This window comes from Leifsonia sp. NPDC058194 (genome assembly GCF_042883605.1).
In the GTDB taxonomy this organism is placed as follows: Bacteria; Actinomycetota; Actinomycetes; order Actinomycetales; family Microbacteriaceae; genus Leifsonia.
Genome location: NZ_JBHVVL010000002.1, coordinates 722640 through 748531, shown reverse-complemented (window position 1 = coordinate 748531; position 25892 = coordinate 722640). Strand labels below are relative to the sequence as shown.

The window sequence follows — 25892 nt, the reverse complement described above, 5'->3', positions numbered from 1 at the left end:
GCCGCACACAGCCCGGGAGCGCGGCGGATCCACCTCCTTCTCAGGGCCGATGGCGTCCCCGACATCACATCCCCACATCCACGACACTGTGAGGACGGTCGAAAGATGGCGTTCACGCCTCCCCGAACCCGGTTCAGCACCCTTCCTGCCCAGCAGGGTCTCTACGACCCCGCCCACGAGAAGGACGCCTGCGGTCTCGCCATGGTCGCGACCCTGCGCGGCACCGCCGGTCACGACATCATCGATGCGGCGCTGCAGGCGCTGCGCAACCTCGAGCACCGCGGCGCCATCGGCTCCGACGCCGGCACCGGCGACGGCGCCGGGATCATCACGCAGGTGCCCGACGTGTTCCTGCGCGCCGTGTCCGGCCTCGAGCTGCCGGCCGCCGGCCGCTACGCGGTCGGCAACGCCTTCCTCCCCACCTCGGCGGAGGAGCGCGCGGCGATCAAGGTCGCGGTCGCGGCGATCGCGGCCGAGCACGATCTGACGGTGCTCGGCTGGCGCGAGGTCCCGGTGCGCCCCGACGAGCTGGGAACGCTCGCCCGGGATGCGATGCCCGTGATCGAGCAGCTCTACGTCGCCGCCACGCGCACCGACGAGGCGGGCGAGCCGCTGTCCGGGATCGCGCTCGACCGGCTGACGTTCTTCCTGCGCAAGCGCGCCGAGCGCGAGCTCGACCTCTACTTCCCGTCGCTGTCGAGCCGCACCCTGGTCTACAAGGGCATGGTCACGACCCTCCAGCTCGAGCCCTTCTATCCGGACCTGTCCGACCAGCGGTTCGCCTCGAAGCTGGCGCTCGTGCACTCGCGTTACTCGACGAACACGTTCCCGTCGTGGCCGCTGGCGCAGCCGTTCCGGATGATCGCCCACAACGGCGAGATCAACACCGTGCAGGGCAACCGCAACTGGATGCGTGCCCGTCAGTCGCAGCTCGAGAGCGAGCTGCTCGGCGACCTGTCGCCCGTCTTCCCGATCGTCACGCCCGGCGCCAGCGACTCCGCGTCGTTCGACGAGGTCGTGGAGCTCATCTCGCTCACCGGCCGCTCGCTGCCGCACGCGGTGATGATGATGGTCCCGGAGGCCTGGGAGAACCAGACCGAGATCGACCCCGTCCGCCGCGACTTCTACGAGTACCACTCGATGCTCATGGAGCCGTGGGACGGCCCGGCGGCGATCGTCTTCACCGACGGCTCCGTCGTCGGCGCGACGCTCGACCGCAACGGGCTGCGCCCCGGCCGCTACGTCGTCACCAACGACGGCCTCGTGGTGCTCGCCTCCGAGATCGGCGTGCTCGACATCGAACCGAGCCGGGTCGTGCGCAAGGGCCGTCTGCGCCCGGGCCGGATGTTCCTGGTCGACACGGTCGCCGGCCGTCTCATCGAGGACGACGAGATCAAGTCGGAGCTCGCCGCGAACGCGCCGTACGGCGAGTGGCTCGACGAAGGTCGCATCAACCTCAAGGACCTGCCGGAGCGCGAGCACATCGTGCACACCCCGGCCTCCATCACGCGCCGTCAGCGCACGTTCGGCTACACGGAGGAGGAGGTCCGCATCCTCCTCAAGCCGATGGCGACCACCGGTGCCGAGCCGCTCGGCGCGATGGGCTCCGACACGCCCGTCGCGGTGCTCTCGCAGCGCCCGCGGCTGCTGTTCGACTACTTCACGCAGCAGTTCGCCCAGGTGACGAACCCGCCGCTGGACTCGATCCGCGAAGAGGTCGTCACCTCGCTGAAACTCGGTCTCGGCCCGGAGCGCAACCTCCTCTCGGCCGGCCCGGAGCATGCACGCCAGGTCGTCCTCGACTTCCCCGTCATCGACAACGACGAGCTCGCGAAGATCCAGCACATGGACCCGCGCCCGGGCAGCCGGCTCACGACGACGGTCCGCGGCCTCTACCGCTTCGACGCGGGCACCGACGCCATGGAGCGGCGACTCGCAGAGATGTGCGACGAGGTCGACGAGGCGATCGAGGCCGGCGCCCAGTTCATCGTGCTGAGCGACCGCGACTCGAACAAGGACCTGGCGCCCATCCCGTCCCTTCTGATGCTCGCGGCCGTGCACCACCACCTGATCCGGGCCGAGAACCGCATGAAGGTCGGCCTGATCGTCGAGGCGGGCGACGTCCGCGAGGTGCACCACGTGGCCCTCCTCATCGGCTACGGCGCCTCCGCGATCAACCCGTATCTCGCGATGGAGACCTGCGAGGACCTCGTCCGCTCCGGCCTCATCGCGGGCGTCTCGCCCGAGAAGGCCGTCAAGAACGTGATCAAGGCGCTCGGCAAGGGCGTGCTCAAGATCATGTCGAAGATGGGCATCTCGACCGTCTCGTCGTACGCGGCGGCGCAGGCCTTCGAGGCCGTCGGCCTCAGCCAGGCGTTCGTCGACCGCTACTTCACCGGCACGACGAGCAAGCTCGGCGGCGTGGGGATCGACGTGATCGCGGCGGAGAACCTGTCGCGCCACGAGAGCGCGTACCCGGCCGAGAGCGCGATCGTCGCCCACGAGCGGCTCGCGACCGGCGGCGAGTACCAGTGGCGCCGCGACGGCGCCCCGCACCTCTTCAATCCGGAGACGGTCTTCCGCCTCCAGCACTCCACCCGCACCCGTCGCTACGACGTCTTCCGCGAGTACACGAAGCTGGTCGACGACCAGGCCGAGTCGCTCATGACGCTGCGCGGGATGTTCGCCCTGAAGTCGGGCGCGCGCACACCGGTGCCGCTCGACGAGGTCGAGTCGGTCGAGTCCATCGTGAAGCGGTTCTCCACCGGCGCGATGAGCTACGGCTCCATCTCGAAGGAGGCGCACGAGACGCTCGCGATCGCCATGAACCGGCTCGGCGCCAAGTCGAACACCGGTGAGGGCGGCGAAGACCTCGACCGTCTGCTCGACCCCGAGCGCCGCAGCGCGATCAAGCAGGTCGCCTCGGGCCGGTTCGGCGTGACGAGCATGTACCTGACGCACGCGGACGACATCCAGATCAAGCTCGCGCAGGGCGCGAAGCCGGGCGAGGGCGGCCAGCTGCCCCCGACCAAGGTCTACCCGTGGGTCGCCCGCACCCGGCACGCGACCGCGGGCGTCGGCCTGATCTCACCGCCCCCGCACCACGACATCTACTCGATCGAGGACCTCAAGCAGCTGATCTTCGACCTGAAGCGGGCGAACCCGGGTGCGCGCATCCACGTCAAGCTCGTGTCGGAGTCGGGCATCGGCGCGGTCGCCGCGGGCACCGCCAAGGCTCTCGCCGACGTCATCCTGGTCTCCGGCCACGACGGCGGCACGGGCGCCTCCCCGGTCAACTCGCTCAAGCACGCCGGAACGCCGTGGGAGCTCGGCCTCGCCGAGACGCAGCAGACGCTGATGCTCAACGGGATGCGCGACCGCGTCGTCGTCCAGGTCGACGGTCAGCTCAAGACCGGTCGCGACGTGATCGTCGGCGCGCTGCTCGGCGCGGAGGAGTTCGGCTTCGCGACCGCTCCGCTGGTGGTCTCCGGCTGCATCATGATGCGCGTGTGCCACCTCGACACCTGCCCGGTGGGCGTCGCCACGCAGAACCCGGAGCTGCGCTCCCGGTTCTCGGGCAAGCCCGAGTTCGTCGTGAACTTCTTCGAGTTCATCGCCCAGGAGGTGCGCGAGTACCTCGCCGAGCTCGGCTTCCGCAGCCTGGACGAGGCCATCGGGCACGCCGAGCTGCTCGACGTCGACCGCGCCGTGCAGCACTGGAAGGCGTCCGGCATGGACCTGTCGCCGATCCTGCACGGTCCGCAGTTCCCGGACTCCGCCCCGCGCAAGCACGGGCGCGACCAGGACCACGAGCTCGAGCAGCACTTCGACAACCAGCTGATCGAGGCTGCACGCGACGTGCTCGCGGAGGGCGGGACGCTGGAGCTGTCGCTGCCGATCCGCAACACCGAGCGCGCCGTCGGCACCATGCTCGGGCACGCCGTCACGGTGGCCCGCGGCGAGAACGGCCTGCCGAACGGATCGATCGACATCACGCTGACCGGTTCGGCCGGCCAGTCGCTCGGTGCCTTCCTGCCCAGCGGCATCACGCTGCGGCTCGTCGGCGACTCGAACGACTACGTCGGCAAGGGCCTCTCCGGCGGCCAGATCGTCGTGCGGCCGCCGAAGGAGGCCGTGTTCGCCGCTGAGCGCAACGTGATCGCGGGCAACGTGATCGGGTACGGCGCGACGCAGGGCAGCATGTTCATCCGCGGCATCGTGGGCGAGCGCTTCCTGGTCCGCAACTCCGGGGCGACTGCGGTCGTCGAGGGCGTGGGCGACCACGCGCTGGAGTATATGACCGGCGGGCTCGCCGTCATCCTCGGCGGCACCGGGCGCAACCTCGGCGCGGGCATGTCGGGCGGCACCGCCTACGTGTACGAGCTCAAGGAGGACCGCGTCAACCGCGACTCGCTCGCCTCGGGCGAGCTCGAGCTGCTGCCGCTGGGCAGCGCCGACGTGGAGATCGTGCGCGACCTGCTCGAGAAGCACCTCGCGGAGACGGGCTCGGCCCTCGCCGAGCGCCTGCTCGCGGACTTCGACGCGACCGTCGCGAAGTTCGTGAAGGTGCTCCCTCGCGACTACGCGGCCGTGCTGCAGATGCGTCAGGAAGCCGTCGACGAGGGCCTCGACCCCGACGGCGACATCGTGTGGAACCGGATCTTGGAGGTGACGGGCGGATGATGCTGCCTGATCCCGAGGTTTCCGTCGAATTGGAGGTGAATGGTGGCTGATCCCAAAGGCTTTTTGAAGACCACGGAGCGCGAGCTCCCCAAGCGGCGCCCGGTCTCCGTGCGCCTCATGGACTGGAAAGAGGTCTACGAGGCCGGTGACCCGGCGCAGCTGCGCCGGCAGGCGGGCCGCTGCATGGACTGCGGCGTGCCGTTCTGCCACCAGGGCTGCCCGCTCGGCAACCTCATCCCGGAGTGGAACGACCTGATGTGGCGCGGGGAGGGCCGCCAGGCGATCGACCGCCTGCACGCGACCAACAATTTCCCGGAGTTCACCGGCCGTCTCTGCCCCGCCCCGTGCGAGTCGTCGTGCGTGCTGGGCATCAACCAGCCGGCCGTCACGATCAAGCAGGTCGAGGTCTCGATCATCGACCAGGCCTGGCAGAACGGCTGGGTGCAGCCCCACCCGCCGGAGCGCCTCACCGGCAAGACGGTCGCGGTCGTCGGTTCCGGCCCCGCCGGCCTGGCGGCCGCCCAGCAGCTCACGCGCGCCGGTCACACCGTCGCCGTGTACGAGCGCGACGACCGCATCGGCGGTCTGCTGCGCTACGGCATCCCGGACTTCAAGATGGAGAAGAAGCACCTCGAGGCGCGACTGAACCAGATGATGGCCGAGGGCACCCGGTTCCGCGCCGGCGTCAACATCGGCGTGGACATCACCTGGGACGACCTGCGTGCGCGCTACGACGCCGTCGTGGTCTCGACCGGTGCGATGGTCCCGCGCGACCTCCCCATCCCGGGCCGCGACCTGGCCGGCGTGCACTACGCCATGGAGTACCTGGTCCAGCAGAACAAGGCCGGTGCCGGCGACGACGTGTCGGGCCAGATCACGGCGGACGGCAAGCACGTCGTCGTGCTGGGCGGCGGCGACACCGGTGCGGACTGCATCGGCACCGCGCACCGCCAGGGCGCGGCCAGCGTGACCAACCTCGCGATCGGCGTCCAGCCGCCGGCCGAGCGCCCGGGGCACCAGCCGTGGCCGACCACGCCGACCCTCTTCGAGGTCCAGTCGGCGCACGAGGAGGGCGGCCAGCGCGAGTTCCTCGCGTCGACGGTCGAGTTCCTCTCGAACGAGTTCGGCGAGGTCCGTGCGCTGCGCGTGGCCGAGACCGAGTACCTCGACGGACGCCGCGTGCCGAAGGCCGGGACCGAGCGCGAGATCCCCGCCGACCTCGTGCTCCTCGCCCTCGGTTTCACGGGCCCCGAGCAGGACGACCTCACGGCGCAGCTCAACCTCCCGTTCGACGAGCGCGGCAACGTGCAGCGCGACGGGCAGTACCAGACCAGCGAGCCGGGCGTCTTCGTCGCGGGCGACGCCGGGCGCGGCCAGTCGCTCATCGTCTGGGCGATCGCCGAGGGCCGGGCGGCGGCAGCGGCCGTCGACCGGTATCTTGAGGGGGAGACGCAACTGCCGTCCCCGGTCCGTCCGACCGACCGGGGCATCCTCGTCTGACCCGATGCCCTCTTCGGGCATCACCACGAACCGCGCGCCGTCAGGGGCGCACGAACATCGGAGCAACGAAAAGCATGAGAAGGGCGAAAATCGTCTCGACCCTCGGGCCGGCGACGTCCAGCTACGACAACATCCGCGCGATCATCGACGCGGGTGTTGACGTGGCCAGGATGAATCTGAGCCACGGCAGCTACGACGTCCACGAAGGGGTCTACGCCAACGTGCGCAAGGCCGCCGCGGACGCCGGCAAGCCGGTCGCGGTCCTGGTGGACCTGCAGGGACCGAAGATCCGCCTCGGCAAGTTCGAGGCCGGTCCCTATGAGCTCGCCGAGGGCGACATCTTCAAGATCACCACCGAGGACATCATCGGCACCAAGGAGATCTCCTCCACCACGTTCAAGGGTCTTCCCCAGGATGTGAAGGCCGGAGACTTCCTGCTGATCGACGACGGCAAGGTCCGCGTCGAGGTGCTCGAGACCGACGGCACCGTCGTCACCACGCGCGTCGTGGTCGCCGGTCCGGTCTCCAACAACAAGGGCATCAACCTCCCGGGCGTCGCGGTCAACGTGCCTGCGCTGTCCGAGAAGGACGAGGCCGATCTGCGCTGGGGCCTCAAGCTCGGCGCCGACCTCATCGCGCTGTCCTTCGTGCGCAACGCCTCGGACATCGAGCGCGTGCACGAGATCATGGCCGAGGAGGGACGCCGCGTCCCCGTAGTCGCCAAGATCGAGAAGCCGCAGGCCGTCGAGGCGCTCGAGGGCATCATCGAGGCGTTCGACGCCATCATGGTCGCCCGCGGCGACCTGGGCGTCGAGCTTCCGCTGGAGGCCGTGCCGATCGTGCAGAAGCGCGCCGTCGAGCTCGCTCGCCGTGCTGCCAAGCCGGTCATCGTCGCCACGCAGATGCTCGAGTCGATGATCTCCAGCCCGGTCCCGACCCGCGCGGAGACCTCCGACGTCGCCAACGCCGTCCTCGACGGCGCGGACGCGGTCATGCTCTCGGGCGAGACCAGCGTCGGCGAGTACCCGACCGTGACGGTGCAGACCATGGCCCGCATCGTGACCTCCACCGAGGAGCACGGTCTGGACCGCATCGCGCCGCTCGGCACGCGCCCCCGCACCCAGTCCGGCGCCATCACCCTGGCGGCGGTGGAGGTCGCGGACTTCGTCGAGGCGAAGTACCTCTGCGTGTTCACGGAGTCGGGCGAGTCCGCCCGTCGTATGGCGCGTCTGCGCAACAAGATCCCGATCCTCGCCTTCACCCCGGAGGAGTCGACCCGTCGCAAGATGGCGCTCTACTGGGGCGTCGAGTCCTTCGTGGTCGAGCGTGTCACCCACACCGACCAGATGGTCGCCCAGGTGGACGAGGCGCTCAAGTCGACCGGTCGTGCCGCGAACGGCGACAAGGTGATCATCATCTCGGGTTCCCCTCCCGGAATCCCCGGAACCACCAACGACATCCGCGTCCACCGCGTCGGCGACGTGCTCTGAATCGGATGGATGTGAAGGCCCCGCGTCGCATCGACGCGGGGCCTTCCGCCTGCCCGGGAGGGTTATTCCCGGTCAGCTCGCAGGGTGGCGGCGGCGGTCGGAGCGTATCCTGACGATATGAAGCACCGATGGATCCGCTGGGTTCCCGCGGTCGCCGTCCCCGCGGTGATCGCCACCGGCGTGATCGTGGTGCCGCTCGCCGCAGGCGCGGCCGATCTGCCGGTGAAGTCCCCGGCCGACGTGATCCGCCTGGTCGCCGCGAGCGACACGAAGACGTTCTCGGGAACAGTGGAGCAGAGCTCCGAACTCGGGCTGCCGAGCCTTCCGGCGGTGTCGGGTTCGTCCGCGTCGTCGGACTCGAGTTCGGCGGGCGAGCAGAGCGCGCTGGAGCTGCTGACCGGTGACCACACGGCGAAGGTGTACGTGGACGGCGCGACCAGACAGCGCGTCCAGGTGCTCGACCAGCTGGCAGAGCGCGATGCCGTGCGCAACGGGTCCGATGTGTGGCTGTACGACTCGAAGGCCCAGAGCGCGACGCACGTGACCCTCCCGGACCGCTCGCCGAGCGGCACGGACGGCGCGACGCCGACCCCATTGGCAACCACCCCGCAGGCCCTGGCCGACAAGCTGCTCGCCGCCGCGGACCCCAGCACGACGGTCACCCTCGGCGCCCCGTCGAGCGTCGCCGGGCGCGACGCGTACTCGCTCGTGCTGACTCCGAAGACGGACGCGACCCTGGTCGGCTCGGTGCGGATCGCGGTGGACGGCGCGACGGGCATCCCGCTGCGCGTGCAGGTGATCGCGACGGGCGCGACGGCTCCTGCGTTCGAGGCCGGCTTCACCACGTTCAGCACGGATCGCCCGGACGCGAGCGTGTTCCGTTTCACCCCGCCGGCGAACGCGAAGGTCACCGAGCAGTCCGTTCCGGAGCGTTCGGCCGCGAAGGCGACGGAGCACGGCGACCACCCGAAGCCGCAGGTCACGGGCGAGGGATGGGCGAGCATCGCCACCCTGCCGGCCGGCTCGGCACCGGCCTCTCTCACCACCGACCCGCTGTTCGCGCAGCTGACCACGAGCGTGGCCGGCGGGCGGGCGTTGAGCACGTCGCTGGTGTCGGTGCTCGTCACCGCGGACGGGCGCGTGCTCGTCGGCGCGGTCCCGGTCTCGGCTCTGCAGGCCGCCGCGCAGTGAGCGATGCCGCCGCGATCGCGACGAGCGGGCTGACGAAGCGCTTCCGATCGCGCGCGGTGGTGGACGGGCTGGACCTGGAGGTCCCGCGCGGGTCGGTGTTCGGCTTCCTCGGCCCGAACGGATCCGGGAAGACGACGACCATCCGCATGCTCCTCGGTCTCGTCGCTCCGTCGGCGGGGGAGGCGCGGGTGCTCGGCGAGCGGATGCCGGACCGCGGAGCCACCGTCCTCCCGCGCGTGGGCGCGCTGGTCGAGGGGCCCGCCTTCGCGCCCTATTTGTCGGGCGCGGCCAACCTCGTGCGCCGCGACACCGCCGACCGGTACGCGCCGGGGGAGACCCGCGCGCAGCGGGTCGAGGCCGCGCTGGAGCGCGTGGGTCTGAGCCATGCCGCGGGCAAGCACGTCCGCGCGTACTCGCTCGGCATGAAGCAGCGGCTGGGCATCGCGGGCGCTCTGCTGACGGATCGCGAGCTGCTCGTGCTCGACGAGCCGACGAACGGGCTCGACCCCCAGGGGACCCGGGAAGTGCGCCACCTGGTGCGTTCCCTCGCCGCGGGCGGCACGACCGTGTTCGTGTCGAGCCACCTGCTCGCCGAGATCGAGCAGATGTGCACGCACGCCGCCATCATGCGCGCGGGCCGGCTCGTCGCGCAGGGAGCCCTCGACGACCTCCGGGGCGGATCCGGCCCGCGCGTCGTGGTCGAGACTCCGGATGCGATGCTCGCGACCGAGGTGCTCGCGGGTCTGGGACTCCGGCCCGAGCACACGACCGACGGCGTCGAGGCGCCGCTCGGGGCGGCGGCACCTCCGGCGGAGGAGCTGACGGCCGCGCTCGTGCGCGGCGACGTCCGCGTGCGCGGCCTCGCTGTGCGCTCCTCGAGTCTCGAGGAGCGGTTCGTGGAGCTGACCGGGGAGGGCTTCGATGTCGAGCAGTGACGCCGCTCCCGCCGCCCCTGCGCTGACGGCCCGCCGCCCCCGCCCCTCCGGCGGATGGGCGCTTCTCGTCTCGGAGCTGTCGGTGCTGTTCCGTCGCATCCGCACCTGGGCGATGCTCGCCGCCCTGGCCGCGGTGCCCGTGCTCATCGCGGTCGCCGTGCGCATCACCGGCGGATCGAGTCGTGGGCCGGGGTTCCTCAGCCAGATCACGGACAACGGCCTCTTCGTGGCGTTCACGGCGCTCGTCGTCTGCATGCCGCTCTTCCTGCCCCTGACGATCGGCGTGGTCGCCGGCGACACGATCGCCGGCGAGGCGAGCCACGGGACGCTGCGCTACCTGGTGATCGCCCCGGCGGGGCGACTGCGGCTGCTCGCCGTGAAGTATGCGGGGGCCGCTGCGTTCAGTGTCGCCGGCGCCCTCATCGTCGCCCTCGCGGGTGCCGCGATCGGAGCGGCGCTGTTCCCGATCGGCCCGGTGACCCTCCTGTCGGGCACGACGGTCGGCATCGGCGACGCGCTGCTCCGGATGCTGCTGATCGCCGCCTTCGTCGTGGTCTCGCTCCTGGGGCTGTGCGCGATCGGCCTGTTCCTCTCGACCCTGACGGACGTTCCCGTCGGGGCGATGGCGGCGACCGCGGTGCTCGCCGTCGTCTCCCAGGTGCTCGACCAGCTCCCGCAGCTCTCCGCGCTGCATCCGTGGCTGTTCTCGCACTACTGGCTCGGCTTCGGCGATCTGCTGCGCGACCCGGTCTCATGGGACGCGTTCGGCCAGAACGCGCTCCTGCAGCTCGGCTACGTCGCCGTGTTCGGAGCGCTGGCGGTGGGGCGCTTCACGACCAAGGACATCCTGTCGTAGCCGTCGGCGCGTGCGATCACGGGATGGATTCGGCGGCGGCCTCGAGCTCGGAGCGCGGCCGTTCCCGCTGCGTGGCGATGGCGGCGCCCGCTGCGACGCAGACGACCACGATGCCGACGAGCTGCACGAGCGTGAAGGACTCGCGCAGCACGAGCACCCCGAAGACGGTCGCGACCACCGGGCCGAAGCTGGTGATGATCGCGTAGAGGCGCGGCGAGATGCGGCGCAGGATGAACGTGTCCAGGCTGTACGGCAACGCGGACGACAGCACGCCGAGCGCGAGCAGCAGCCCGAGAACACCCCAGTCCACACGGGTGTAGTCGATCACCACGAGGGCGATCGGCACGGTGAGGACGGTGGCGACGACGCTGGCGACACTGAGACCCTCCAGCCCCGGGAGCCCCGTCGCGACCCGCCGGGTGAGCAGGATGTAGGCGGCCCAGGCCGCGGCGGCCGTCAAAGCGAGCACGACACCGACCGGATCCAGGTCGCCCTCGGTCGCGGTGAGGAGGAGCACGCCCGCCGCCGCGACCACGGCGCACACGCCGTCGAGCACCCGGCGCGAACCGAGCAGCGCGAGCGCGAACGGACCGAGGAACTCGATCGTCGCGGCGATGCCGAGACCGAGCCGCCCGACCGCCTCGTAGAAGCTCAGGTTCATCGCGGCCAGCACCACACCGAGCGCCAGGGCGGGCCACAGACGCCGCCAGGTCAGCTCGGAACGGCGGGGCCGGTAGAACGGCAGCACCGCGATCGCCGTCACCAGCTGGCGCGCCGCCACGACGACGATCGATCCGACGACGGGGATGAGGAGCCCGGCGATGGACGAACCGAAGTTGATGCTGACCTCCGTCGCGATCTGGGTGCCGGCGCCGATGGCCCGATCGCGTCTGGAGTTCACTCCGTCGAGCTTAGCCCGCGCCGCATGAGCGCCCGTGTCGCCGACGGGCGGCGCACGACCGCGAAGCCCGCGTCGCGGAACAGCGCGACCGTGCCGTGATAGCGCTCGGCGGCCGACAGCGACGGCCGCTGCTCCGGATCGACCGGATACCCCTCGACCACTGTCGCTCCCCGATCGCGCGCGTGGCCGACGGCTCCGGCGAGCAGCGCGCCGGCGATGCCGCGCCGCCGGAACTCCGGGCGGACCACGAAGCAGGTGACGGCCCACGGATCGGCGGGATCGTCCTCCCGGCGGCGCGTGATGGGGGACCTCGCGAGCGAGGGATACGCCGTGTACGGTTCGACCGCAGCCCAGCCGACCGGCTCGCCGTCGAGGACGGCGAGGACGCCGGGCGAGCCCGCGTCGACCTGCGCGTGCAGGAGCTCGGCCTTGTCGGCGCGCGTGCCGCCGTCCCACGCCGAGCGGGGGAGCTTGAACCACTGGCACCAGCATCCGCTGGGATCGCCCACCGTGCCGAAGACCGTTCGGATGTCCTCCCAGGAGCCGGCGTCCACCGACCGGATGACCACGTCGTCCACCATGCGCTCGACGCTACCGCGCGTGCAGCGCTCCCGCCAGGAGGCTCGGGTGCTCGACGTGGGCGAAGTGCCCGGTCGCCGGGACGGTGAGCGAACGCAGCTGCGGGATGATGCGTGCCAGCGGCAGGTCGTCCGAAGCGGGGGAGAAGAGGTCGTGGTCACCGTGGACGGCGACGACGGGGCAGCCGATGAGACGCCAGCGCTCCTCGGCAGGGTAGGTGCGGGCGGAGGCCACCGCCCGCACGAAGGCCGCAGGACGCAGATCGCGGGCCAGATCGGTGACGGCCTCCGGCACATGGTGCCCGAACAGCGGTGCGGTGAGGAGGCCGAGCAGATGAGCACGGTCGAGGGCGGCGACGAAGCGGGAGGCGATCCCGGGGCCGAGCGCGGCCAGCACCCGCATGACGACGAGCAGGGTCATCAGCGGGGCGTAGCGGGCGACCAGCTGCGGGAGCCGTATCCGGTCGCCGAGTCCGCCGAACGTCGTGCCCGAGACGAGCAGCACCGACTCGGTGGCGGCGGGCTCCTGCGCGGCGAGCTCGAGGGCGACGAAGCCGCCGAGCGAGTGACCGACCAGGCGCCAGCGGTCGTAGCCGAGGGCGCGCACGGTCACCGCGACCGCGGCGGCCAGGCTCGGCGCGTCGAGGTGGGCGACGTCGGCGGGGGAGTCGCCCCAGCCGGGCAGGTCGGGGACGACGAGGTCCGAGATGTCGCCGCCGCTCTCGGCGGCCGCGATGGCGGCGTTCCAGGTCGTCCACGAGCCGGCCGCGCCGTGCAGCAGCACGGTCGCCGTGCGCGTCCGTCGCTCCGTGTGCCGGACCGCGACCAGTCCGCACCGGGTGTTCACCATCGTCTTGTCCACGCCTGTTGTTCGGAGCGGAGCGCCCGTAGGCTTGCCCCGAGGGGAGACACCGTGAACGCATCCACTGCATCCATCGACCGTCTCGAGCCGAGTGAGGAGACCCTGGACCGATTGGATGCGTGGTGGCGTGCCGCCAACTACCTCTCGGTCGGGCAGATCTACCTGCTCGACAACCCCTTGCTGCGCGAGCCGCTCTCGCGGGATCACATCAAGCCGCGCCTCCTGGGCCATTGGGGCACGACCCCGGGCCTGAACTTCGTCTACGCCCACCTCAACCGTGCGATCCGCGAGCGGGACCTCGACACGATCTTCATCGCGGGCCCCGGCCACGGCGGACCGGGTGTCGTGGCCAGCGCCTACCTGGACGGCACCTACAGCGAGGTCTACAGCGCGATCGATCAGAGCGTGGACGGGATGCGCCGGCTGTTCCGGCAGTTCTCGTTCCCGGGCGGCATCCCGAGCCATGCTGCTCCGGAGACCCCCGGTTCCATCCACGAGGGCGGCGAACTGGGGTACTCCCTGTCGCACGCGTACGGTGCGGCCTTCGACAACCCGGAGCTGCTGGTGGCCGCCGTCGTCGGCGACGGCGAGGCCGAGACCGGGCCGCTCGCGACGGCCTGGCACTCGAACAAGTTCCTCGACCCGGTGACGGACGGCGTCGTGCTGCCGATCCTGCACCTCAACGGGTACAAGATCGCGAATCCGACGGTGCTCGCGCGCATCCCCGAATCCGAGCTGATGGACCTGATGCGCGGCTACGGCTACACGCCGCACCTCGTGTCGGGCGGCTTCGACGGCGAGGACCCCCGCGCGGTCCACACGCGCATGGCGGTCGAGCTCGACATCATCCTGGACGAGATCGCGGAGATCAAACGGGCGGCGGCCGCGGGCGAGCTGGACGGACGGCCCGCGTGGCCGATGCTGATCCTGCGCACGCCGAAGGGCTGGACCTGCCCGGCGGTGATCGACGGGCATCCCGCCGAGAACAACTGGCGCTCGCACCAGGTGCCGCTCGCCGACGCCCGCGACACCGAGGCGCACACGCGGCTGCTGGAGAGCTGGCTCGCGTCGTACCGGCCGGAGGAGCTCTTCGACGAAGCGGGTGCGCCGGTCGCCCTGGTGACCGCGCTGGCGCCGGACGGGGAGCGTCGGATGAGCGCGAACCCCGTCGCGAACGGCGGCCTGCTCCGCGAGGATCTGCGGCTCCCCGACTTCCGCGACTACGCCGTCGACGTGCCGCGACCGGGCGGCTCCGTGGCGGAGGCGACGCGCGTGCTCGGCGAGTGGTTCCGGGATGTCATGCGCGCGAACCCGGAGGACTTCCGGCTCTTCGGCCCCGACGAGACGGCGTCCAACCGCCTCCAGGCGGTCTACGAGGTCACGGGAAAGCAGTGGAACGCCGAGTACTGGCCGATCGACGAGGACAACCATCTCGTCCCGAGCGGCCGCGTGATGGAGATGCTGAGCGAGCACCAGTGCCAGGGCTGGCTCGAGGGCTACCTGCTGAGCGGGCGCCACGGTGTGATCACCTCGTATGAGGCGTTCATCCACATCGTCGACTCGATGTTCAACCAGCACGCGAAATGGCTGAAGTCGTCGCGTGCGATCGCCTGGCGCCGCCCGGTGGCGTCGCTCAACTACCTGCTCAGCTCGCACGTCTGGCGCCAGGACCACAACGGCGCCTCGCATCAGGACCCGGGATTCATCGATCACGTCGTGAACAAGAAGGCCGACGTCGTGCGGGTCTACCTGCCGTTCGATGCGAACACCCTGCTGTCGACGTACGACCACTGCCTGCGTTCGACCGACTACGTGAACGTCGTCGTCGCGGGCAAGCAGCCGGCTCCCAACTGGCTGACCATGGACCAGGCGATCGCGCACTGCACGCGCGGCATCGGCGTGTTCGAGTGGGCGGGCACCGAGGTCGACGGCGAGGAACCGGATGTGGTGCTCGGCTGCGCCGGCGACATCCCGACGCTCGAGGTGCTGGCGGCGGCGGACATCCTGCGCCACCGCCTCCCGGCGCTCAAGGTGCGGGTTGTGAACGTGGTCGACCTGATGCGCCTGCAGAGCGAGGGGGAGCATCCGCACGGGCTGAACGACCGCGAGTACGACGCGCTCTTCACGACCGACAAGCCGGTGATCTTCGCCTACCACGGCTACCCGTGGCTCATCCACCGGCTGACCTACCGGCGCGAGGGCCACGGCAACCTTCACGTGCGCGGCTACAAGGAGGAGGGCACCACGACGACGCCCTTCGACATGGTGATGCTGAACGACCTCGACCGCTACCACCTCGTGATCGACGTGCTGGACCGCGTGCCCGGCCTCGCGGCGCGGGAGACGGCGTTCCGTCAGGAGATGCAGGACGCCCGCCTGGCCGCCCGCCAGTACACGCGCGAGCACGGCGAGGACATCCCCGTCGTGGCGGAGTGGACCTGGGGCGGGGAGACGTCGGGACCCCGCCTGGACTCGACGGGCGGGGACAACGACTGAGGCGGGCTACAGCGGCTGGGCGCCCGCCGGGTCGACGACGGTCAGCTCGGCGATCTTGGCGGCACGGCCGTCGCCGGACGACCGTCCGGTGAGCCGGCGGCCGATCCACGGGAGCACGAAGCGCCGGTAGTACTCGGCCGTACGCCGGCTGCGGTCGCCGCCGGATGAGGCGGCCACCTCGTCCACGCCCCATTCGGCGGGGACGGGCACGTCGAAGGCCGTCAGCACGTTGCTCGCGACGCGGGCGTGGCCCAGCGCGTTGAGGTGCAGACGGTCCTCCGACCAGTAGCGGATGTGCTCCAGGCCCTCGTCCGCCCAGTTGTCGACGAACGTGATGCCGTCGCGGGGGAGCATCGCGCGCACCTCGCGGGCGAGGTCGTTGCCGCGCCTGCGGACGAGACCGCCGAGCGGGAGGTGCGCCGACGGGTTCGCGCCGCTCAGCAGCAGCATGTGGCTGCCGGAAGCGGTGACGCGGTCGGCGGCGTCGATGAGGATGCGCGCGACATCCGCGATGGCGACGCGTGGACGCATGATGTCGTTGCCGCCGCCGTTGAGACTCACGAGCTGCGGGCGCTGCGCGATGGCCGGCTCGATCTGCTCGGCGACGATGGGGCCGAGCTTGCGGCCGCGGATCGCGAGGTTGGCGTATCGGACGGGCTCCGGCGACGCCGCCGCGAGGCCGAGGGCGACGAAGTCGGCCCAGCCGCGCACCCGGCCGTCCGGCAGATCGTCGCCGACGCCCTCGGTGAAGCTGTCCCCGATCGCGATGTAGGAGGTGAACACACCGCTACGCTACCCGTCGCGCGTACCATGGGCCGCACCGCGACGCGAAGGAGCAGCACGATGCAGAAGGTCACCACGTTCCTCTGGTACGACGACGGGGCGGAGGATGCCGCGACGCTGTACACGTCGCTGCTCCCCGACTCCCGCATCCTCTCGGTCGACCGGATGGGCGGCGACGGCGGCACGGTGTTCCTCGTGCGGTTCGTGCTCGCCGGAATCGAGTACCAGGCCATGAACGCCGGGCCGCAGTTCCCCTTCACGGAGGCCGCCTCGATCATGGTCCTCTGCGACGATCAGGCCGAGGTCGACCGGCTCTGGGACGCCCTCATCGCCGACGGCGGTGCGCCCAGCCAGTGCGGCTGGCTCCGGGACAAGTGGGGCCTGAGCTGGCAGATCACGCCGAAGCGGCTGATGGAGCTGCAGCGCGACCCCGATCCCGCGCGCGCCCGCCGCGCCAACGAGGCGATGCTGACGATGGGCAAGATCGACATCGCGGCGCTGGAGGCGGCGGCCGACGCGTCCTGAGGTCGACCAGCTGCTGAGGCGGCCCGGCCCCAGAGGCCGATCGCCCGGCGCTACTTCGCGATCAGCGCCTGCCAGCTGAGCAGGTGCTCGACGGTCACGCCGCCGTAGCCGGAGAGCTTCGAGAAGGTGGAGCGGACGATGGCCGTCTCCGACTCCAGGAGCTGCGCGCTGTCGTCGCCGAACGTCGCAGCCGGACCGCCCGCGACAGCGGGGGTGTCCGTCTCGACGCCGATGCTGAACGGGGTCTTGGCGGCGCTCGCCGCCCGGGCTGCGGGACCGGCCAGCGCGATGATGCCGTCGTCGCCGCGCGCGTGGTCGACGAACGCGACGATGGCGACGGAGTCGATGTGGGGGAGCAGGGCGTCGAACAGCGTCCCGCCGGACGGGCTCTGCTTGGCGGCGAGCCACCAGGGGAGGTCGGCGCCGACCGGGACGGAGCCGGCCTCGTCGGCGGCCGCGTCGTACATCGTGGCCAGCTTGTCGACGATCCCGGGCAGCTCGTCCTCGGCCGCGTCGACCCACGGCTCGACGTCGAACTGGATGGCGTCGAACGGGGCCGCAGCGAGCGCCGAGCGCGTCCATGTGGCGGCGAGATCGGGCTGGTCGGCCCAGGCCGGGTCGCCGCCGAGAGCGGCGACCGTCTTCACTCCGGCCTTGTGGAGGGCCGTGATGGAGGCTTTGAGCCAGGCGGAGAACGGACCCTCGTCCGCCGCCCACGGCACGGACAGGTAGACGGTCTTCAGCTTGTGCGCGCTCGCGAATGCGGCGAGCGCCTTCGGGGCGAACTCCGGGTCGCCTTCGCCGCGTGCGTCGACGGCGGGGTCGATGGGGTTGCCCCATGCCCACATGGCGGTGAGCGCCGATCCGGAGGAGGTGGCCTTCGGTGCGAGGTCGGCGGCGGCGGCCGGGGCGGCGGTCATGATCAGCGACCCTCCCAGAGCGAGCGCGACGGCGCCACCGAGGAGCGAGGACCGGAGTCGTGGAACACGCATGGCACACCCTTCGCACGGAACACTGAATGCGCTGCAGATTCGGGTGTGCAGCGATGCAATCATTTCAGTATTCCGGCGAGGGGTACAGCCTCACTTCGGGGTACATCGGGCGGGGTACGGTGAGGTCGGGGTACAGTGCGGGATGCGCAACTCAGCGGAGGAGCCCCACGATGGGCTCCACTTCGATGTCGACGATGTGCCGGATCCCGCAGACCTCGTGTCGCTCTACGACGCGGTGGGCTGGTCGGCGTACACACAAGACCCGGAGCGACTGGAACGTGCCGTCCAGCAGTCGCTGGGCGTAGCGGTGTGCTGGTCCGACGGGAGCACTCTGGTGGGCTTGGCGCGCGTCGTCGGCGATGGGGTGACGATCGCTTACCTCCAGGACGTCCTCGTGCATCCGGGATTCCAGCGGAGAGGCGTCGGTGCCCGGCTGGTCGACGCGGTGTTCGCCCCTTTCGACGATGTTCGGCAGCACGTCCTGCTCACGGACGCGGAGCCGGGTCAGCGCGCGTTCTACGAAGCACTGGGCTTCACCGAAGTACACGACATCCGGCCGGACCCGCTGCGGTCTTTCGTCCGATTCCGGGGCTGAGCTCGCGTTAGCGCCAGCCGAGCGCCGGGGCGATCTGCGTCACCACGGTCTCGAGCAGGTGCGCGTTGTAGTCGACGCCGAGCTGGTTCGGGACGGTGAGGAGCAGCGTGTCCGCCGCCGCCACCGCCGCGTCCGTGCGCAGCTCCTCGATCAGGGCGTCGGGCTCGCCGACGTAGCTCTTGCCGAAGCGGGCGATGCCGCCGTCGAGATGGCCCACCTGGTCGCGGCGGTCCGCCTGGGCGGAGGCGCCGAAGTAGCGGCGGTCGAGGTCGGTCGTGATCGGCATGATGCTGCGGCTGACGGAGACGCGTGGTTCGCGCTCCCAGCCGGCGGCGGCCCACGCGTCGCGGTAGAGCTGGATCTGCTCGGCCTGCAGGTCCGAGAACGCCTCGCCGGTGTCCTCCGTGAGCAGGGTCGAGCTCATGAGATTCATCCCCTGCTCCGCCGTCCACACCGCGGTCTGCCGGGTGCCGGAGCCCCACCAGATGCGGTCCCCGAGTCCCGGGGACTGCGGTTCGATGGCGAGCGCACCGGTGCGTCCCGTCATCTGCGGGTTGGCCTGGGCGATGCCGGCGCCCGCGATCGCCGCACGGAACAGCTCGGTGTGGCGGCGCGCCAGATCGGCGTCCGTCTCCTCGCCGTCCGGGTAGTAGCCGAACGACTCGTATCCGCGCAACGCGGTCTCGGGTGAGCCGCGGCTCACGCCGAGCTGCAGACGCCCCTCGCTGATGAGATCGGCCGCTGCGGCATCCTCCGCCATGTAGAGGGGGTGCTCGTAGCGCATGTCGATGACGCCCGTGCCGATCTCGATACGGTTCGTGCGGGCGCCGATGGCTGCCAGCAGCGGGAAGGGGGACGCCAGCTGCGGGGCGAAGTGATGGACGCGGAAGAACGCGCCGTCCGCCCCCAGCTCCTCCGCGGCGACGGCGAGCTCGATGCTTTGCCGCAGCGCGTCGCCGGCGGTGCGCACGACCGAGCCGGGCACCTCCTGGTAGTGCCCGAACGAGAGGAAACCGATCTTCTTCACACCCGTGTGCAAGGCGTGGCGGGTCGGAGGTATTCCGTCTACAGTCCCCAGCATGGCCGATTGGTTGTGCGCCGCGTGCGCTGTCGAACAGCCCGAGGTGGAGGATCCGCCCGCGTCCTGCCCGATCTGCGAGGACGAACGGCAGTACGTCCCGCCGGGCGCCCAGAGCTGGACGAGCCTCCAGCGGCTCCAGCGCGACGGCGCACGCGTCGTCGTGATCGAGCTCGAGCCGGACCTCTACGGACTCCGCAGCGAACCGCAGGTCGGGATCGGCCAGCTGGCGCTGCTGCTGCGCACCCCCGACGGCAACCTTCTGTGGGATCCGACCGGGTACGTCGACGACGCCGCGGCCGCCGCCGTGCTCGACCTCGGCGGGGCCGCCGTGATCGCGACGAGCCATCCGCACATGTTCGGTGCGCAGACGAGCTGGTCGCGACTGCTCGGGGACGTCCCGGTGCTCGTCAACGCCGCCGACCGCCACTGGGTGCAGCGCGAGGCCCCGGCCATCGAGACGTGGCGCGGCGAGCGCGAAGTCCTCCCCGGCGTGCTCCTGCGGACGGTCGGCGGCCATTTCCCCGGCAGCTCGATCGTCCACTGGGATCGAGGGGTGGTCTTGAGCGGCGACACGATCTTCCCCGGGCCGTCGCAGCGCTGGGTGACGTTCAAGCGCAGCTTCCCCAACGACATCCCGCTGTCGGCCGCCGTCGTCCGCCGCGTGGCCGACACGGTGTGCGACCGCCCGTTCGAGCGGATGTACGGCAACTTCGGCAATCGGATCCCGTCCGACGCGCGGGAGGCGGTGCTGCGATCGGCGGAACGCCACATCGGCTGGCTGAGCGGGGCGTACGACCATCTCACCTGACGCGGCTGGCTCAGCCCAGGTACGGCGCCAGCGCCATCTCCATCGCAGGCTTCGGCTTCGCGCCGACGATCGTGCCGACCGGCTCGCCGTCGCGGAACACCTTCATGAACGGCAGCGCGAGCGCACGGTACTCGGCGGCCGTGCGCGGGTTGTCGTCCGCGTTGATCCTGACGATCCGCAACGTGCCGCCGTGTTCGCGGGCGACCTGTTCGAGTACCGGGGTGAGCGCACGGCACGGGCCGCACCACTCGGCCCAGAACTCGACGAGGGTGGTGCCGGGAGCCGCGAGCACCTCGGCGGCGAAGGTGGCGTCGGTGACGCTGTCGATGGATGTCATGTCGGCACGCTAAGCCCTGCCCCGGCGGCAAGGTCAACCTGTGCGAGCATGGAAGCCGGAGGTGGAGATGGAGAGCCTGACCGAAGAGCAGATCCGCGAGTCGTTCGTCAACTGCACGCGCAGCGAAGCCGACGACATGCCGCTGCCGCCCGGGATGCACGAGATCGACTGGGCCAGACGCGAGTACCTCGGCTGGCGCGACCCTCGGCTGCCGCAGCGCGGCTACATCGTCGTGCCGACCGACGACGGACCCGTCGGCATCCTCCTCCGGGCGTCGGAGGCCTCCATGCGCTCCCACGCGCCCTCCATGTGCGGGTGGTGCCAAGAGGTGCACTACCCGCGCGACGTGTACTTCTGGTCGGCCCGGCGCGCCGGCCAGGCCGGACGCAACGGCGACACCGTCGGCACGCATGTGTGCGGCGAGTTCGAATGCAGCGTGAACGTGCGCAGGGTCCCTCCGCCGCAGTTCGTCGGTTTCGACGCCGACGCCGCCGTCGCGGACCGCATCGCCGGACTCGCCGAACGGGCGCGGCGCTTCGCCGCCACCGTCGTCGGCGCCCGGATCTGAACGCACCCGCACGCACAGCCGCCCGCCTCCCGCCTCCCGCCGCTCATAGCGGACCCATAGGACGCCCGCAGAGCGTTCACCGCCCCGGGAAAGGCCGCACCGAGGCGGACCCGCCAGTCTGATCCCACGAACAGACGACGGACACGGGAGGCGCACCATGAGCACGCGGACGCGAGGACGGAAGGCGGCGCTGGGCGCGACCGTCGCAGCAGGGGCGGCAGGACTCGCCGTGACCGGGGTGCTGACCGGCGTCCTGCTCAACGGGACCCACGCGGCGAGCGCGTCCGACACGACGACGACCTCGACCTCGACCTCTGACAGCGGCAGCTCGACGTCCGGTGAGTCGACGTCGACCGGCTCCGGGTCCTCCTCCACCGGCTCCGGATCCTCCTCCACCGATTCAGGGTCCTCCTCCACCGGCACGGGCAGTGGAGTCCAGCAGAGCGGAGGGGGTGCCTCCAGTGGAACGTCATCCGGCTCCTGAGGCCCCTGCCGACCGCACCGAAGCCCGCTTCGACTGGGAGATCTGGGGCGTCGCCGCCGCGATCGTCGTCGACGACCCGGCGGCGCTCGCCGCGGCACGTCGCCTCGCCGACTCCGAGCTCGCCGCCGCCACCGCCGTGTGCAGCAGGTTCGAGCCCGACTCCGAACTCTCGCGAGCGAACAGCGGGCCGAGACCCGCGGACGGGATCCCGGTCAGCCCGCTCTTCGCCGAGTACCTCGAGACCGCTCTCGCGGTGGCGGCGGACACGGACGGCGCTGTGGATCCGACACTCGGCGCCGACCTGGAGGCGCTCGGCTACGACCGCGACTTCGCCCGCCTGCCGGCGCCTGCCGGCCTGCCGGCATCCGACGGCGCCGAGCACGTCACGATCGCGGTGCGTCCACGGGTGTCCGGCTGGTACCGGACGCGGTTGGAGGGCGGCAGGCTCCATCTCCCGCCCGGACTGCGCCTCGACCTCGGGGCCAGTGCGAAGGCGCACGCCGCCGACCGCATCGCCCACCTCGTCGCCGACGCGACCGGGACGTCGGTGCTCGTCTCGCTCGGCGGCGACCTCGCGACGGCCGGCTCCTCCCGCCGGCGCTGGGAGGTCCTCGTGCAGGACCGCCCGGAGGACCCGGCCCAGCAGGTCTCCATCCCCAACGGCTCCGCCATCGCCACGTCCAGCACGCGCAAGCGCCGCTGGAGGTCCGGCGGCGGGACCGTCCATCACATCCTGGACCCGCGTCTCGGCAGCCCGGTCGACGCACGATGGCGGTCGGTGACCGTCGCCGCGCGCCGGTGCGTCACCGCGAACGCGCTCAGCACGGCCGCGATCGTCCGCGGGCCCTCCGCTGTGGGCTGGCTCTCCTCGCGCGGCGCGGACGCCCGTCTCGTCACGATCGAGGGCGATGTCGTGCGCACGGGGGCCTGGCCCCGGGAGACCCGTGTGGACGAGGTGCGCCATGGATGAGATTCGCCATGGATGAGATGCTCTGGGCCGTCGGCCGCGGCAGCGGCGTCGCCTCCCTCGTCCTCTTCACATTGGCCGTCGTGCTCGGCGTCGTCACCCGCTCGGGCCGGCCCCTCGCCAGGCTGCCCCGCTTCTCGGTGACGCTCGTCCACCGCAACGTGTCCCTCCTGGCGGTCGTGTTCCTCGCGCTGCACGTGGTGACGCTCCTCTTCGACAGCTACGCGAAGCTGACCCTGGTGGATGTCGTGGTCCCGTTCGTCGGTGCGTGGAACCCGTTCTGGCTCGGACTCGGGACCGTCGCGCTCGACCTCCTGATCGCCGTGGTGGTGACCGCGCTGCTGCGCCGCCGCCTCGGGCAACGGGTGTTCCGCGTCGTGCACTGGGCGGCCTACGCCCTGTGGCCGATCGCCCTCGCCCACGGCATCGGGGCGGGCACCGATGGGACCAGCGTCTGGATGCTCGTCCTGTCCGCCGCCTCGATCGCCCTCGTCGGCGGAGCGGTCCTGTGGCGGCTCTCGGCCGGATTCATCGAGAACGCCCGCATCCGCAGAGGGGAGCTGTCATGACCATGATCGCCGAGGAGTACTCCGACACCCGACACACGAGCGCCCCGCGCCTGCTGGCGGCCGGGCCGACCGCGGGGGCCGACCGCCACGCCGCCGTCTTCGGCCCGCGCCCGCGTCCGGTGCTCGACGTCCTGCTGGACGAGCTCGAACTCGCCGGACTCACCGGTCGCGGCGGCGGATCCTTCCCCGCCTACCGCAAACTCGCCGCGACCGGTGGCCGCCGTGGTGCGGTCGTGATCGGCAACGGAGGCGAGGGGGAGCCGTGGAGCGCGAAGGACGCCGTGCTGCTCGAGAACGCCCCGCACCTCGTGATCGACGGACTCCTGATCGCTGCGGATGCGCTCGGTGCCGGTCGGGCGATCCTCTCCGTGCGCTCCGGATCGCTCGATGCCGTGAGGGGAGCGCTCGCCGAACGCCGGGACGCTGCCCGCGTGGAGATCGTCCCGGCGGCCGAGGGATTCGTCGCGGGAGAGGCGAGCGCCGTGGTCCGATACCTCCGGACCGGCGTGGCGAAGCCGGCGGACCGCACCCGGCGGCTGTCCGAGGCGGGCCTCGATGGACGGCCGACGCTCGTGCACAACGTGGAGACGCTCGCCCAGCTCGCCCTGGTGGCCCGCTACGGCGGCGCGTGGTTCCGTTCGTCCGGTTCTCCTGCGGACCCCGGCACGAGGCTCCTGACCGTCGGCGGGGACGTCCCGGATCCCGGAGTCGTGGAGGCGCCGAGCACGACGACGATCGCGGACGCGATCCGGCTCGCCGGAGGCGAGCCTGCGAACGCCGGGGCCGCTCTGATCGGCGGCTATCACGGAGTGTGGGTGCCTGCCGCCGGATTCGGCGCCGCGCTGTCGGTCGTCGGCCTCGCCCCGTGGGGTGCGGCACCCGGCGCGGGTGTCGTCCATGTGCTCGCCCCGGACCGCTGCGGTCTGGCGGCGACGGCGACGGTGCTCCAGGAGCTGGCGGCCGCCTCCGCGGGACAGTGCGGGCCGTGCCGGTTCGGTCTTCCCGCCCTGGCCGCCCGATTCGGGGAGATCGCGGGAGGCCGGCTCACGGCGGAGGCGGCCGCAGAAGCAGTTCGACTCGCCGACCTGGTCGACGGCCGGGGCTCCTGCCATCATCCGGACGGGACGGCGCGCCTGGCCCGCAGCGCGCTCCGCGTCTTCGCGGCCGATGTCCTGGCCCACGCGTCCGGGCGCTGCGTCGGAACGGGGGAGGGGGAACGATGACGGCCGGACGTCTCGCCCTGCACGTCGACTGGACCCGTTGCGACGGCCGCGGGCTGTGTGCCGAACTGCTCGACGGGACGATCGCGCGCGACGACTGGGGCTACCCGTTCGCGACGGGAGAGCCGGCTGCGACACGCTCGGACATCCCGATCGGAGACGACCAGCGCGAGGCGGCGGAGGACGCCGTGGCGCTGTGCCCGGTGCTGGCCCTCCGACTCGCACGGAGCCGTCCCTGACCGAGCATCGCAAGGTATTTTCGTCGTGCCGCTGGTGGGACTCGAACCCACACGCCCTTCCGGACAAAGCATTTTGAGTGCTCCGCGTCTGCCATTCCGCCACAGCGGCGCACAACAACACCTGAACAATACCGTAGGCTTTCATGCGTGACTGACCAGGAAACCACCCCAACCGCCCCCCGCCGCGTCGTCGTGGCGGAGGACGAATCGCTGATCCGCCTCGACATCGTCGAGACCCTGCGCGACAACGGATTCGAGGTCGTGGGAGAGGCAGGCGACGGTGAGACCGCCGTCGCCCTGGCGACCGAGCTGCGCCCCGATCTGGTGATCATGGACGTCAAGATGCCGCAGCTCGATGGCATCTCGGCGGCCGAGCGCCTGTCGAAGGGCCACATCGCCCCGGTCGTGCTCCTCACCGCGTTCAGCCAGAAGGAGCTCGTCGAGCGGGCGACGGAGGCCGGCGCGCTGGCGTACGTCGTCAAGCCGTTCACCCCGAACGACCTGCTCCCCGCCATCGAGATCGCACTCGCCCGCTACCAGCAGATCATCGCCCTCGAGGCCGAGGTCTCCGACATGGTGCAGCGGTTCGAGACCCGCAAGCTCGTCGACCGGGCCAAGGGCCTGCTCAACGAGAAGATGGGCCTCTCCGAGCCGGAGGCGTTCCGCTGGATCCAGAAGGCGTCGATGGACCGCCGCCTCACCATGCACGATGTGGCCCAGGCCATCATCGAGCAGCTCGCCGCCAAGAAGTAGGCGGGCGGCGCCGCCTCCGCGAAGCTCGGTGACTCAGCGGAGCACTGCGCCTCAGCGGAGCTCTTTGATGAGGTTCGTGATGCGGATGGTCGAGCAGCGGCGTCCCTGATCGTCCGTCACGGCGATCTCGTGAGTCGTCAGCGTGCGTCCCAGGTGCACGGGCGTGCAGACGCCCGTGACGTAGCCGCTCGTCGCCGATCGGGTGTGCGAGGCGTTGATCTCGATCCCGACGGCGAGCCGGTTCGCCCCTGCGTACAGGTTCGCGGACATCGAGCCGAGCGACTCGCCGAGCACGACGTAGGCCCCTCCGTGCAGGAGGTCGGCGGGCTGCGTGTTGCCCTCGACGGGCATGCGCGCGACGGCCCGCTCGACGGTGAACTCGAGCATCTCGATGCCCATCTTCTCGGCCAGTGCGCCGAGCCCCCTCTGCTGCACGTACGCGAGCGCGTCCTCGGTCATCTCGGCCTTCCCTCACCGTC

General features: G+C 71.2%; 25 protein-coding genes and 1 tRNA gene. 17 read left to right on the top strand and 9 right to left on the bottom strand.

Features of this window, described 5'->3' with window-relative positions:
- Positions 1 to 105 precede the first annotated feature (105 nt).
- The 6 genes from gltB (at position 106) to ACFVU2_RS10315 (ending at position 10655) form a co-directional block, all read left to right on the top strand.
- Positions 106 to 4683, top strand: coding sequence for a glutamate synthase large subunit (gene gltB / locus ACFVU2_RS10340; RefSeq protein ID WP_387873588.1), 4578 nt, complete (start codon positions 106 to 108; stop codon positions 4681 to 4683).
- A gap of 42 nt (positions 4684 to 4725) precedes the next feature.
- Positions 4726 to 6183, top strand: coding sequence for a glutamate synthase subunit beta (locus tag ACFVU2_RS10335; RefSeq protein WP_387873586.1), 1458 nt, complete (start codon positions 4726 to 4728; stop codon positions 6181 to 6183).
- A 74-nt stretch (positions 6184 to 6257) separates the two neighbouring features.
- The gene (gene pyk, locus ACFVU2_RS10330; RefSeq protein ID WP_387873584.1) at positions 6258 to 7673 is read left to right on the top strand and encodes a pyruvate kinase; all 1416 of its coding nucleotides are present in this window, start codon (positions 6258 to 6260) and stop codon (positions 7671 to 7673) included.
- Positions 7674 to 7790: 117 nt separating this feature from the next.
- Entirely contained in the window at positions 7791 to 8864 is a 1074-nt protein-coding gene (locus tag ACFVU2_RS10325) for an outer membrane lipoprotein carrier protein LolA (protein ID WP_387873582.1), read from the top strand.
- Entirely contained in the window at positions 8861 to 9799 is a 939-nt protein-coding gene (locus ACFVU2_RS10320; protein ID WP_387873580.1) for an ABC transporter ATP-binding protein, read from the top strand. The genes ACFVU2_RS10325 and ACFVU2_RS10320 overlap by 4 nt, the downstream gene beginning before the upstream one ends.
- Positions 9786 to 10655 carry an ABC transporter permease gene (locus ACFVU2_RS10315; protein ID WP_387873577.1) on the top strand — a complete coding sequence of 290 codons (870 nt, stop codon included), beginning with the start codon at positions 9786 to 9788 and terminating at the stop codon, positions 10653 to 10655. Before ACFVU2_RS10320 ends, ACFVU2_RS10315 begins: the two co-directional genes overlap by 14 nt.
- Positions 10656 to 10671: 16 nt before the next feature.
- On the opposite strand, the gene ACFVU2_RS10310 is transcribed toward ACFVU2_RS10315, so the two are convergent.
- Genes ACFVU2_RS10310 through ACFVU2_RS10300 form a run of 3 tightly spaced genes read right to left on the bottom strand, consistent with a single transcriptional unit; the run spans position 10672 to position 12984 of the window.
- A complete protein-coding gene (locus ACFVU2_RS10310) occupies positions 10672 to 11556 on the bottom strand; it encodes a DMT family transporter (protein WP_387873575.1) in 885 nt (294 codons plus the stop codon).
- Positions 11553 to 12137, bottom strand: a complete 585-nt coding sequence (locus ACFVU2_RS10305; protein WP_387873572.1) for a GNAT family N-acetyltransferase — start codon at positions 12135 to 12137, stop codon at positions 11553 to 11555. The genes ACFVU2_RS10310 and ACFVU2_RS10305 overlap by 4 nt, the downstream gene beginning before the upstream one ends.
- A gap of 10 nt (positions 12138 to 12147) precedes the next feature.
- Entirely contained in the window at positions 12148 to 12984 is an 837-nt protein-coding gene (locus ACFVU2_RS10300) for an alpha/beta fold hydrolase (protein ID WP_387873569.1), read from the bottom strand.
- A gap of 63 nt (positions 12985 to 13047) precedes the next feature.
- Here ACFVU2_RS10300 and ACFVU2_RS10295 point away from each other — a divergent pair, with 63 nt between their 5' ends.
- Positions 13048 to 15492 carry a phosphoketolase gene (locus tag ACFVU2_RS10295; protein WP_387873565.1) on the top strand — a complete coding sequence of 815 codons (2445 nt, stop codon included), beginning with the start codon at positions 13048 to 13050 and terminating at the stop codon, positions 15490 to 15492.
- A 6-nt stretch (positions 15493 to 15498) separates the two neighbouring features.
- Here the strand turns inward: ACFVU2_RS10295 and ACFVU2_RS10290 are convergent, their stop codons facing one another.
- Positions 15499 to 16275, bottom strand: coding sequence for an SGNH/GDSL hydrolase family protein (locus ACFVU2_RS10290; RefSeq protein WP_387873563.1), 777 nt, complete (start codon positions 16273 to 16275; stop codon positions 15499 to 15501).
- 60 nt (positions 16276 to 16335) lie between these two features.
- Between ACFVU2_RS10290 and ACFVU2_RS10285 the strand changes: the two genes are divergently transcribed.
- Positions 16336 to 16800, top strand: a complete 465-nt coding sequence (locus tag ACFVU2_RS10285) for a VOC family protein (protein ID WP_387873561.1) — start codon at positions 16336 to 16338, stop codon at positions 16798 to 16800.
- Between the two features lie 50 nt (positions 16801 to 16850).
- On the opposite strand, the gene ACFVU2_RS10280 is transcribed toward ACFVU2_RS10285, so the two are convergent.
- Positions 16851 to 17792 (bottom strand): hypothetical protein, encoded by a 942-nt coding sequence (locus ACFVU2_RS10280; RefSeq protein WP_387873559.1) that lies wholly within the window; start codon positions 17790 to 17792, stop codon positions 16851 to 16853.
- Positions 17793 to 17934: 142 nt separating this feature from the next.
- Between ACFVU2_RS10280 and ACFVU2_RS10275 the strand changes: the two genes are divergently transcribed.
- Positions 17935 to 18387: a GNAT family N-acetyltransferase gene (locus tag ACFVU2_RS10275; protein ID WP_387873557.1), complete on the top strand. Its 453-nt coding sequence runs from the start codon at positions 17935 to 17937 to the stop codon at positions 18385 to 18387.
- 7 nt (positions 18388 to 18394) lie between these two features.
- Here the strand turns inward: ACFVU2_RS10275 and ACFVU2_RS10270 are convergent, their stop codons facing one another.
- Complete coding sequence (locus ACFVU2_RS10270; protein WP_387873555.1) at positions 18395 to 19468, bottom strand: LLM class flavin-dependent oxidoreductase; 1074 nt, start codon at positions 19466 to 19468, stop codon at positions 18395 to 18397.
- On the opposite strand from ACFVU2_RS10270, the gene ACFVU2_RS10265 reads away from it, so the two are divergent.
- Positions 19467 to 20276, top strand: coding sequence for a hydrolase (locus tag ACFVU2_RS10265; protein ID WP_387873552.1), 810 nt, complete (start codon positions 19467 to 19469; stop codon positions 20274 to 20276). The genes ACFVU2_RS10270 and ACFVU2_RS10265 overlap by 2 nt on opposite strands.
- A 10-nt stretch (positions 20277 to 20286) precedes the next feature.
- On the opposite strand, the gene ACFVU2_RS10260 is transcribed toward ACFVU2_RS10265, so the two are convergent.
- Positions 20287 to 20613 carry a thioredoxin family protein gene (locus tag ACFVU2_RS10260; protein ID WP_387873551.1) on the bottom strand — a complete coding sequence of 109 codons (327 nt, stop codon included), beginning with the start codon at positions 20611 to 20613 and terminating at the stop codon, positions 20287 to 20289.
- A 40-nt stretch (positions 20614 to 20653) separates the two neighbouring features.
- Between ACFVU2_RS10260 and ACFVU2_RS10255 the strand changes: the two genes are divergently transcribed.
- The 6 genes from ACFVU2_RS10255 (at position 20654) to ACFVU2_RS10230 (ending at position 24660) form a co-directional block, all read left to right on the top strand.
- Positions 20654 to 21181, top strand: coding sequence for an FBP domain-containing protein (locus ACFVU2_RS10255; protein WP_387873548.1), 528 nt, complete (start codon positions 20654 to 20656; stop codon positions 21179 to 21181).
- A gap of 157 nt (positions 21182 to 21338) precedes the next feature.
- A complete protein-coding gene (locus ACFVU2_RS10250; protein ID WP_387873547.1) occupies positions 21339 to 21665 on the top strand; it encodes a hypothetical protein in 327 nt (108 codons plus the stop codon).
- Positions 21634 to 22635, top strand: coding sequence for an FAD:protein FMN transferase (locus ACFVU2_RS10245; RefSeq protein ID WP_387873545.1), 1002 nt, complete (start codon positions 21634 to 21636; stop codon positions 22633 to 22635). The genes ACFVU2_RS10250 and ACFVU2_RS10245 overlap by 32 nt, the downstream gene beginning before the upstream one ends.
- 8 nt (positions 22636 to 22643) lie before the next feature.
- Positions 22644 to 23201, top strand: coding sequence for a ferric reductase-like transmembrane domain-containing protein (locus ACFVU2_RS10240; RefSeq protein ID WP_387873543.1), 558 nt, complete (start codon positions 22644 to 22646; stop codon positions 23199 to 23201).
- Positions 23198 to 24424 carry an NADH-ubiquinone oxidoreductase-F iron-sulfur binding region domain-containing protein gene (locus ACFVU2_RS10235; protein WP_387873542.1) on the top strand — a complete coding sequence of 409 codons (1227 nt, stop codon included), beginning with the start codon at positions 23198 to 23200 and terminating at the stop codon, positions 24422 to 24424. Before ACFVU2_RS10240 ends, ACFVU2_RS10235 begins: the two co-directional genes overlap by 4 nt.
- The gene (locus ACFVU2_RS10230) at positions 24421 to 24660 is read left to right on the top strand and encodes a ferredoxin (protein ID WP_387873540.1); all 240 of its coding nucleotides are present in this window, start codon (positions 24421 to 24423) and stop codon (positions 24658 to 24660) included. Before ACFVU2_RS10235 ends, ACFVU2_RS10230 begins: the two co-directional genes overlap by 4 nt.
- A 26-nt stretch (positions 24661 to 24686) precedes the next feature.
- On the opposite strand, the gene ACFVU2_RS10225 is transcribed toward ACFVU2_RS10230, so the two are convergent.
- Positions 24687 to 24769 (bottom strand) — tRNA-Leu (locus ACFVU2_RS10225).
- Positions 24770 to 24807: 38 nt separating this feature from the next.
- Here ACFVU2_RS10225 and ACFVU2_RS10220 point away from each other — a divergent pair.
- The gene (locus ACFVU2_RS10220) at positions 24808 to 25413 is read left to right on the top strand and encodes an ANTAR domain-containing response regulator (RefSeq protein ID WP_025155760.1); all 606 of its coding nucleotides are present in this window, start codon (positions 24808 to 24810) and stop codon (positions 25411 to 25413) included.
- A 51-nt stretch (positions 25414 to 25464) separates the two neighbouring features.
- Here the strand turns inward: ACFVU2_RS10220 and ACFVU2_RS10215 are convergent, their stop codons facing one another.
- Positions 25465 to 25872 (bottom strand): hotdog fold thioesterase, encoded by a 408-nt coding sequence (locus ACFVU2_RS10215; protein ID WP_387873538.1) that lies wholly within the window; start codon positions 25870 to 25872, stop codon positions 25465 to 25467.
- Positions 25873 to 25892 lie beyond the last annotated feature (20 nt).

What these genes read in the sequence shown, in the direction of transcription:
- ACFVU2_RS10270 (WP_387873555.1), bottom strand. Translation starts at nt 19,468, where the DNA reads ATGCTGGGGACTGTAGACGGAATACCTCCGACCCGCCACGCCTTGCAC.
- ACFVU2_RS10260 (WP_387873551.1), bottom strand. Translation starts at nt 20,613, where the DNA reads ATGACATCCATCGACAGCGTCACCGACGCCACCTTCGCCGCCGAGGTG.
- ACFVU2_RS10275 (WP_387873557.1), top strand. Translation starts at nt 17,935, where the DNA reads ATGCGCAACTCAGCGGAGGAGCCCCACGATGGGCTCCACTTCGATGTC.
- pyk (WP_387873584.1), top strand. Translation starts at nt 6,258, where the DNA reads ATGAGAAGGGCGAAAATCGTCTCGACCCTCGGGCCGGCGACGTCCAGC.
- ACFVU2_RS10315 (WP_387873577.1), top strand. Translation starts at nt 9,786, where the DNA reads ATGTCGAGCAGTGACGCCGCTCCCGCCGCCCCTGCGCTGACGGCCCGC.
- ACFVU2_RS10240 (WP_387873543.1), top strand. Translation starts at nt 22,644, where the DNA reads ATGGATGAGATGCTCTGGGCCGTCGGCCGCGGCAGCGGCGTCGCCTCC.
- ACFVU2_RS10280 (WP_387873559.1), bottom strand. Translation starts at nt 17,792, where the DNA reads ATGCGTGTTCCACGACTCCGGTCCTCGCTCCTCGGTGGCGCCGTCGCG.
- gltB (WP_387873588.1), top strand. Translation starts at nt 106, where the DNA reads ATGGCGTTCACGCCTCCCCGAACCCGGTTCAGCACCCTTCCTGCCCAG.
- ACFVU2_RS10235 (WP_387873542.1), top strand. Translation starts at nt 23,198, where the DNA reads ATGACCATGATCGCCGAGGAGTACTCCGACACCCGACACACGAGCGCC.
- ACFVU2_RS10265 (WP_387873552.1), top strand. Translation starts at nt 19,467, where the DNA reads ATGGCCGATTGGTTGTGCGCCGCGTGCGCTGTCGAACAGCCCGAGGTG.
- ACFVU2_RS10305 (WP_387873572.1), bottom strand. Translation starts at nt 12,137, where the DNA reads ATGGTGGACGACGTGGTCATCCGGTCGGTGGACGCCGGCTCCTGGGAG.
- ACFVU2_RS10230 (WP_387873540.1), top strand. Translation starts at nt 24,421, where the DNA reads ATGACGGCCGGACGTCTCGCCCTGCACGTCGACTGGACCCGTTGCGAC.
- ACFVU2_RS10300 (WP_387873569.1), bottom strand. Translation starts at nt 12,984, where the DNA reads ATGGTGAACACCCGGTGCGGACTGGTCGCGGTCCGGCACACGGAGCGA.
- ACFVU2_RS10325 (WP_387873582.1), top strand. Translation starts at nt 7,791, where the DNA reads ATGAAGCACCGATGGATCCGCTGGGTTCCCGCGGTCGCCGTCCCCGCG.
- ACFVU2_RS10285 (WP_387873561.1), top strand. Translation starts at nt 16,336, where the DNA reads ATGCAGAAGGTCACCACGTTCCTCTGGTACGACGACGGGGCGGAGGAT.
- ACFVU2_RS10215 (WP_387873538.1), bottom strand. Translation starts at nt 25,872, where the DNA reads ATGACCGAGGACGCGCTCGCGTACGTGCAGCAGAGGGGGCTCGGCGCA.
- ACFVU2_RS10250 (WP_387873547.1), top strand. Translation starts at nt 21,339, where the DNA reads ATGAGCACGCGGACGCGAGGACGGAAGGCGGCGCTGGGCGCGACCGTC.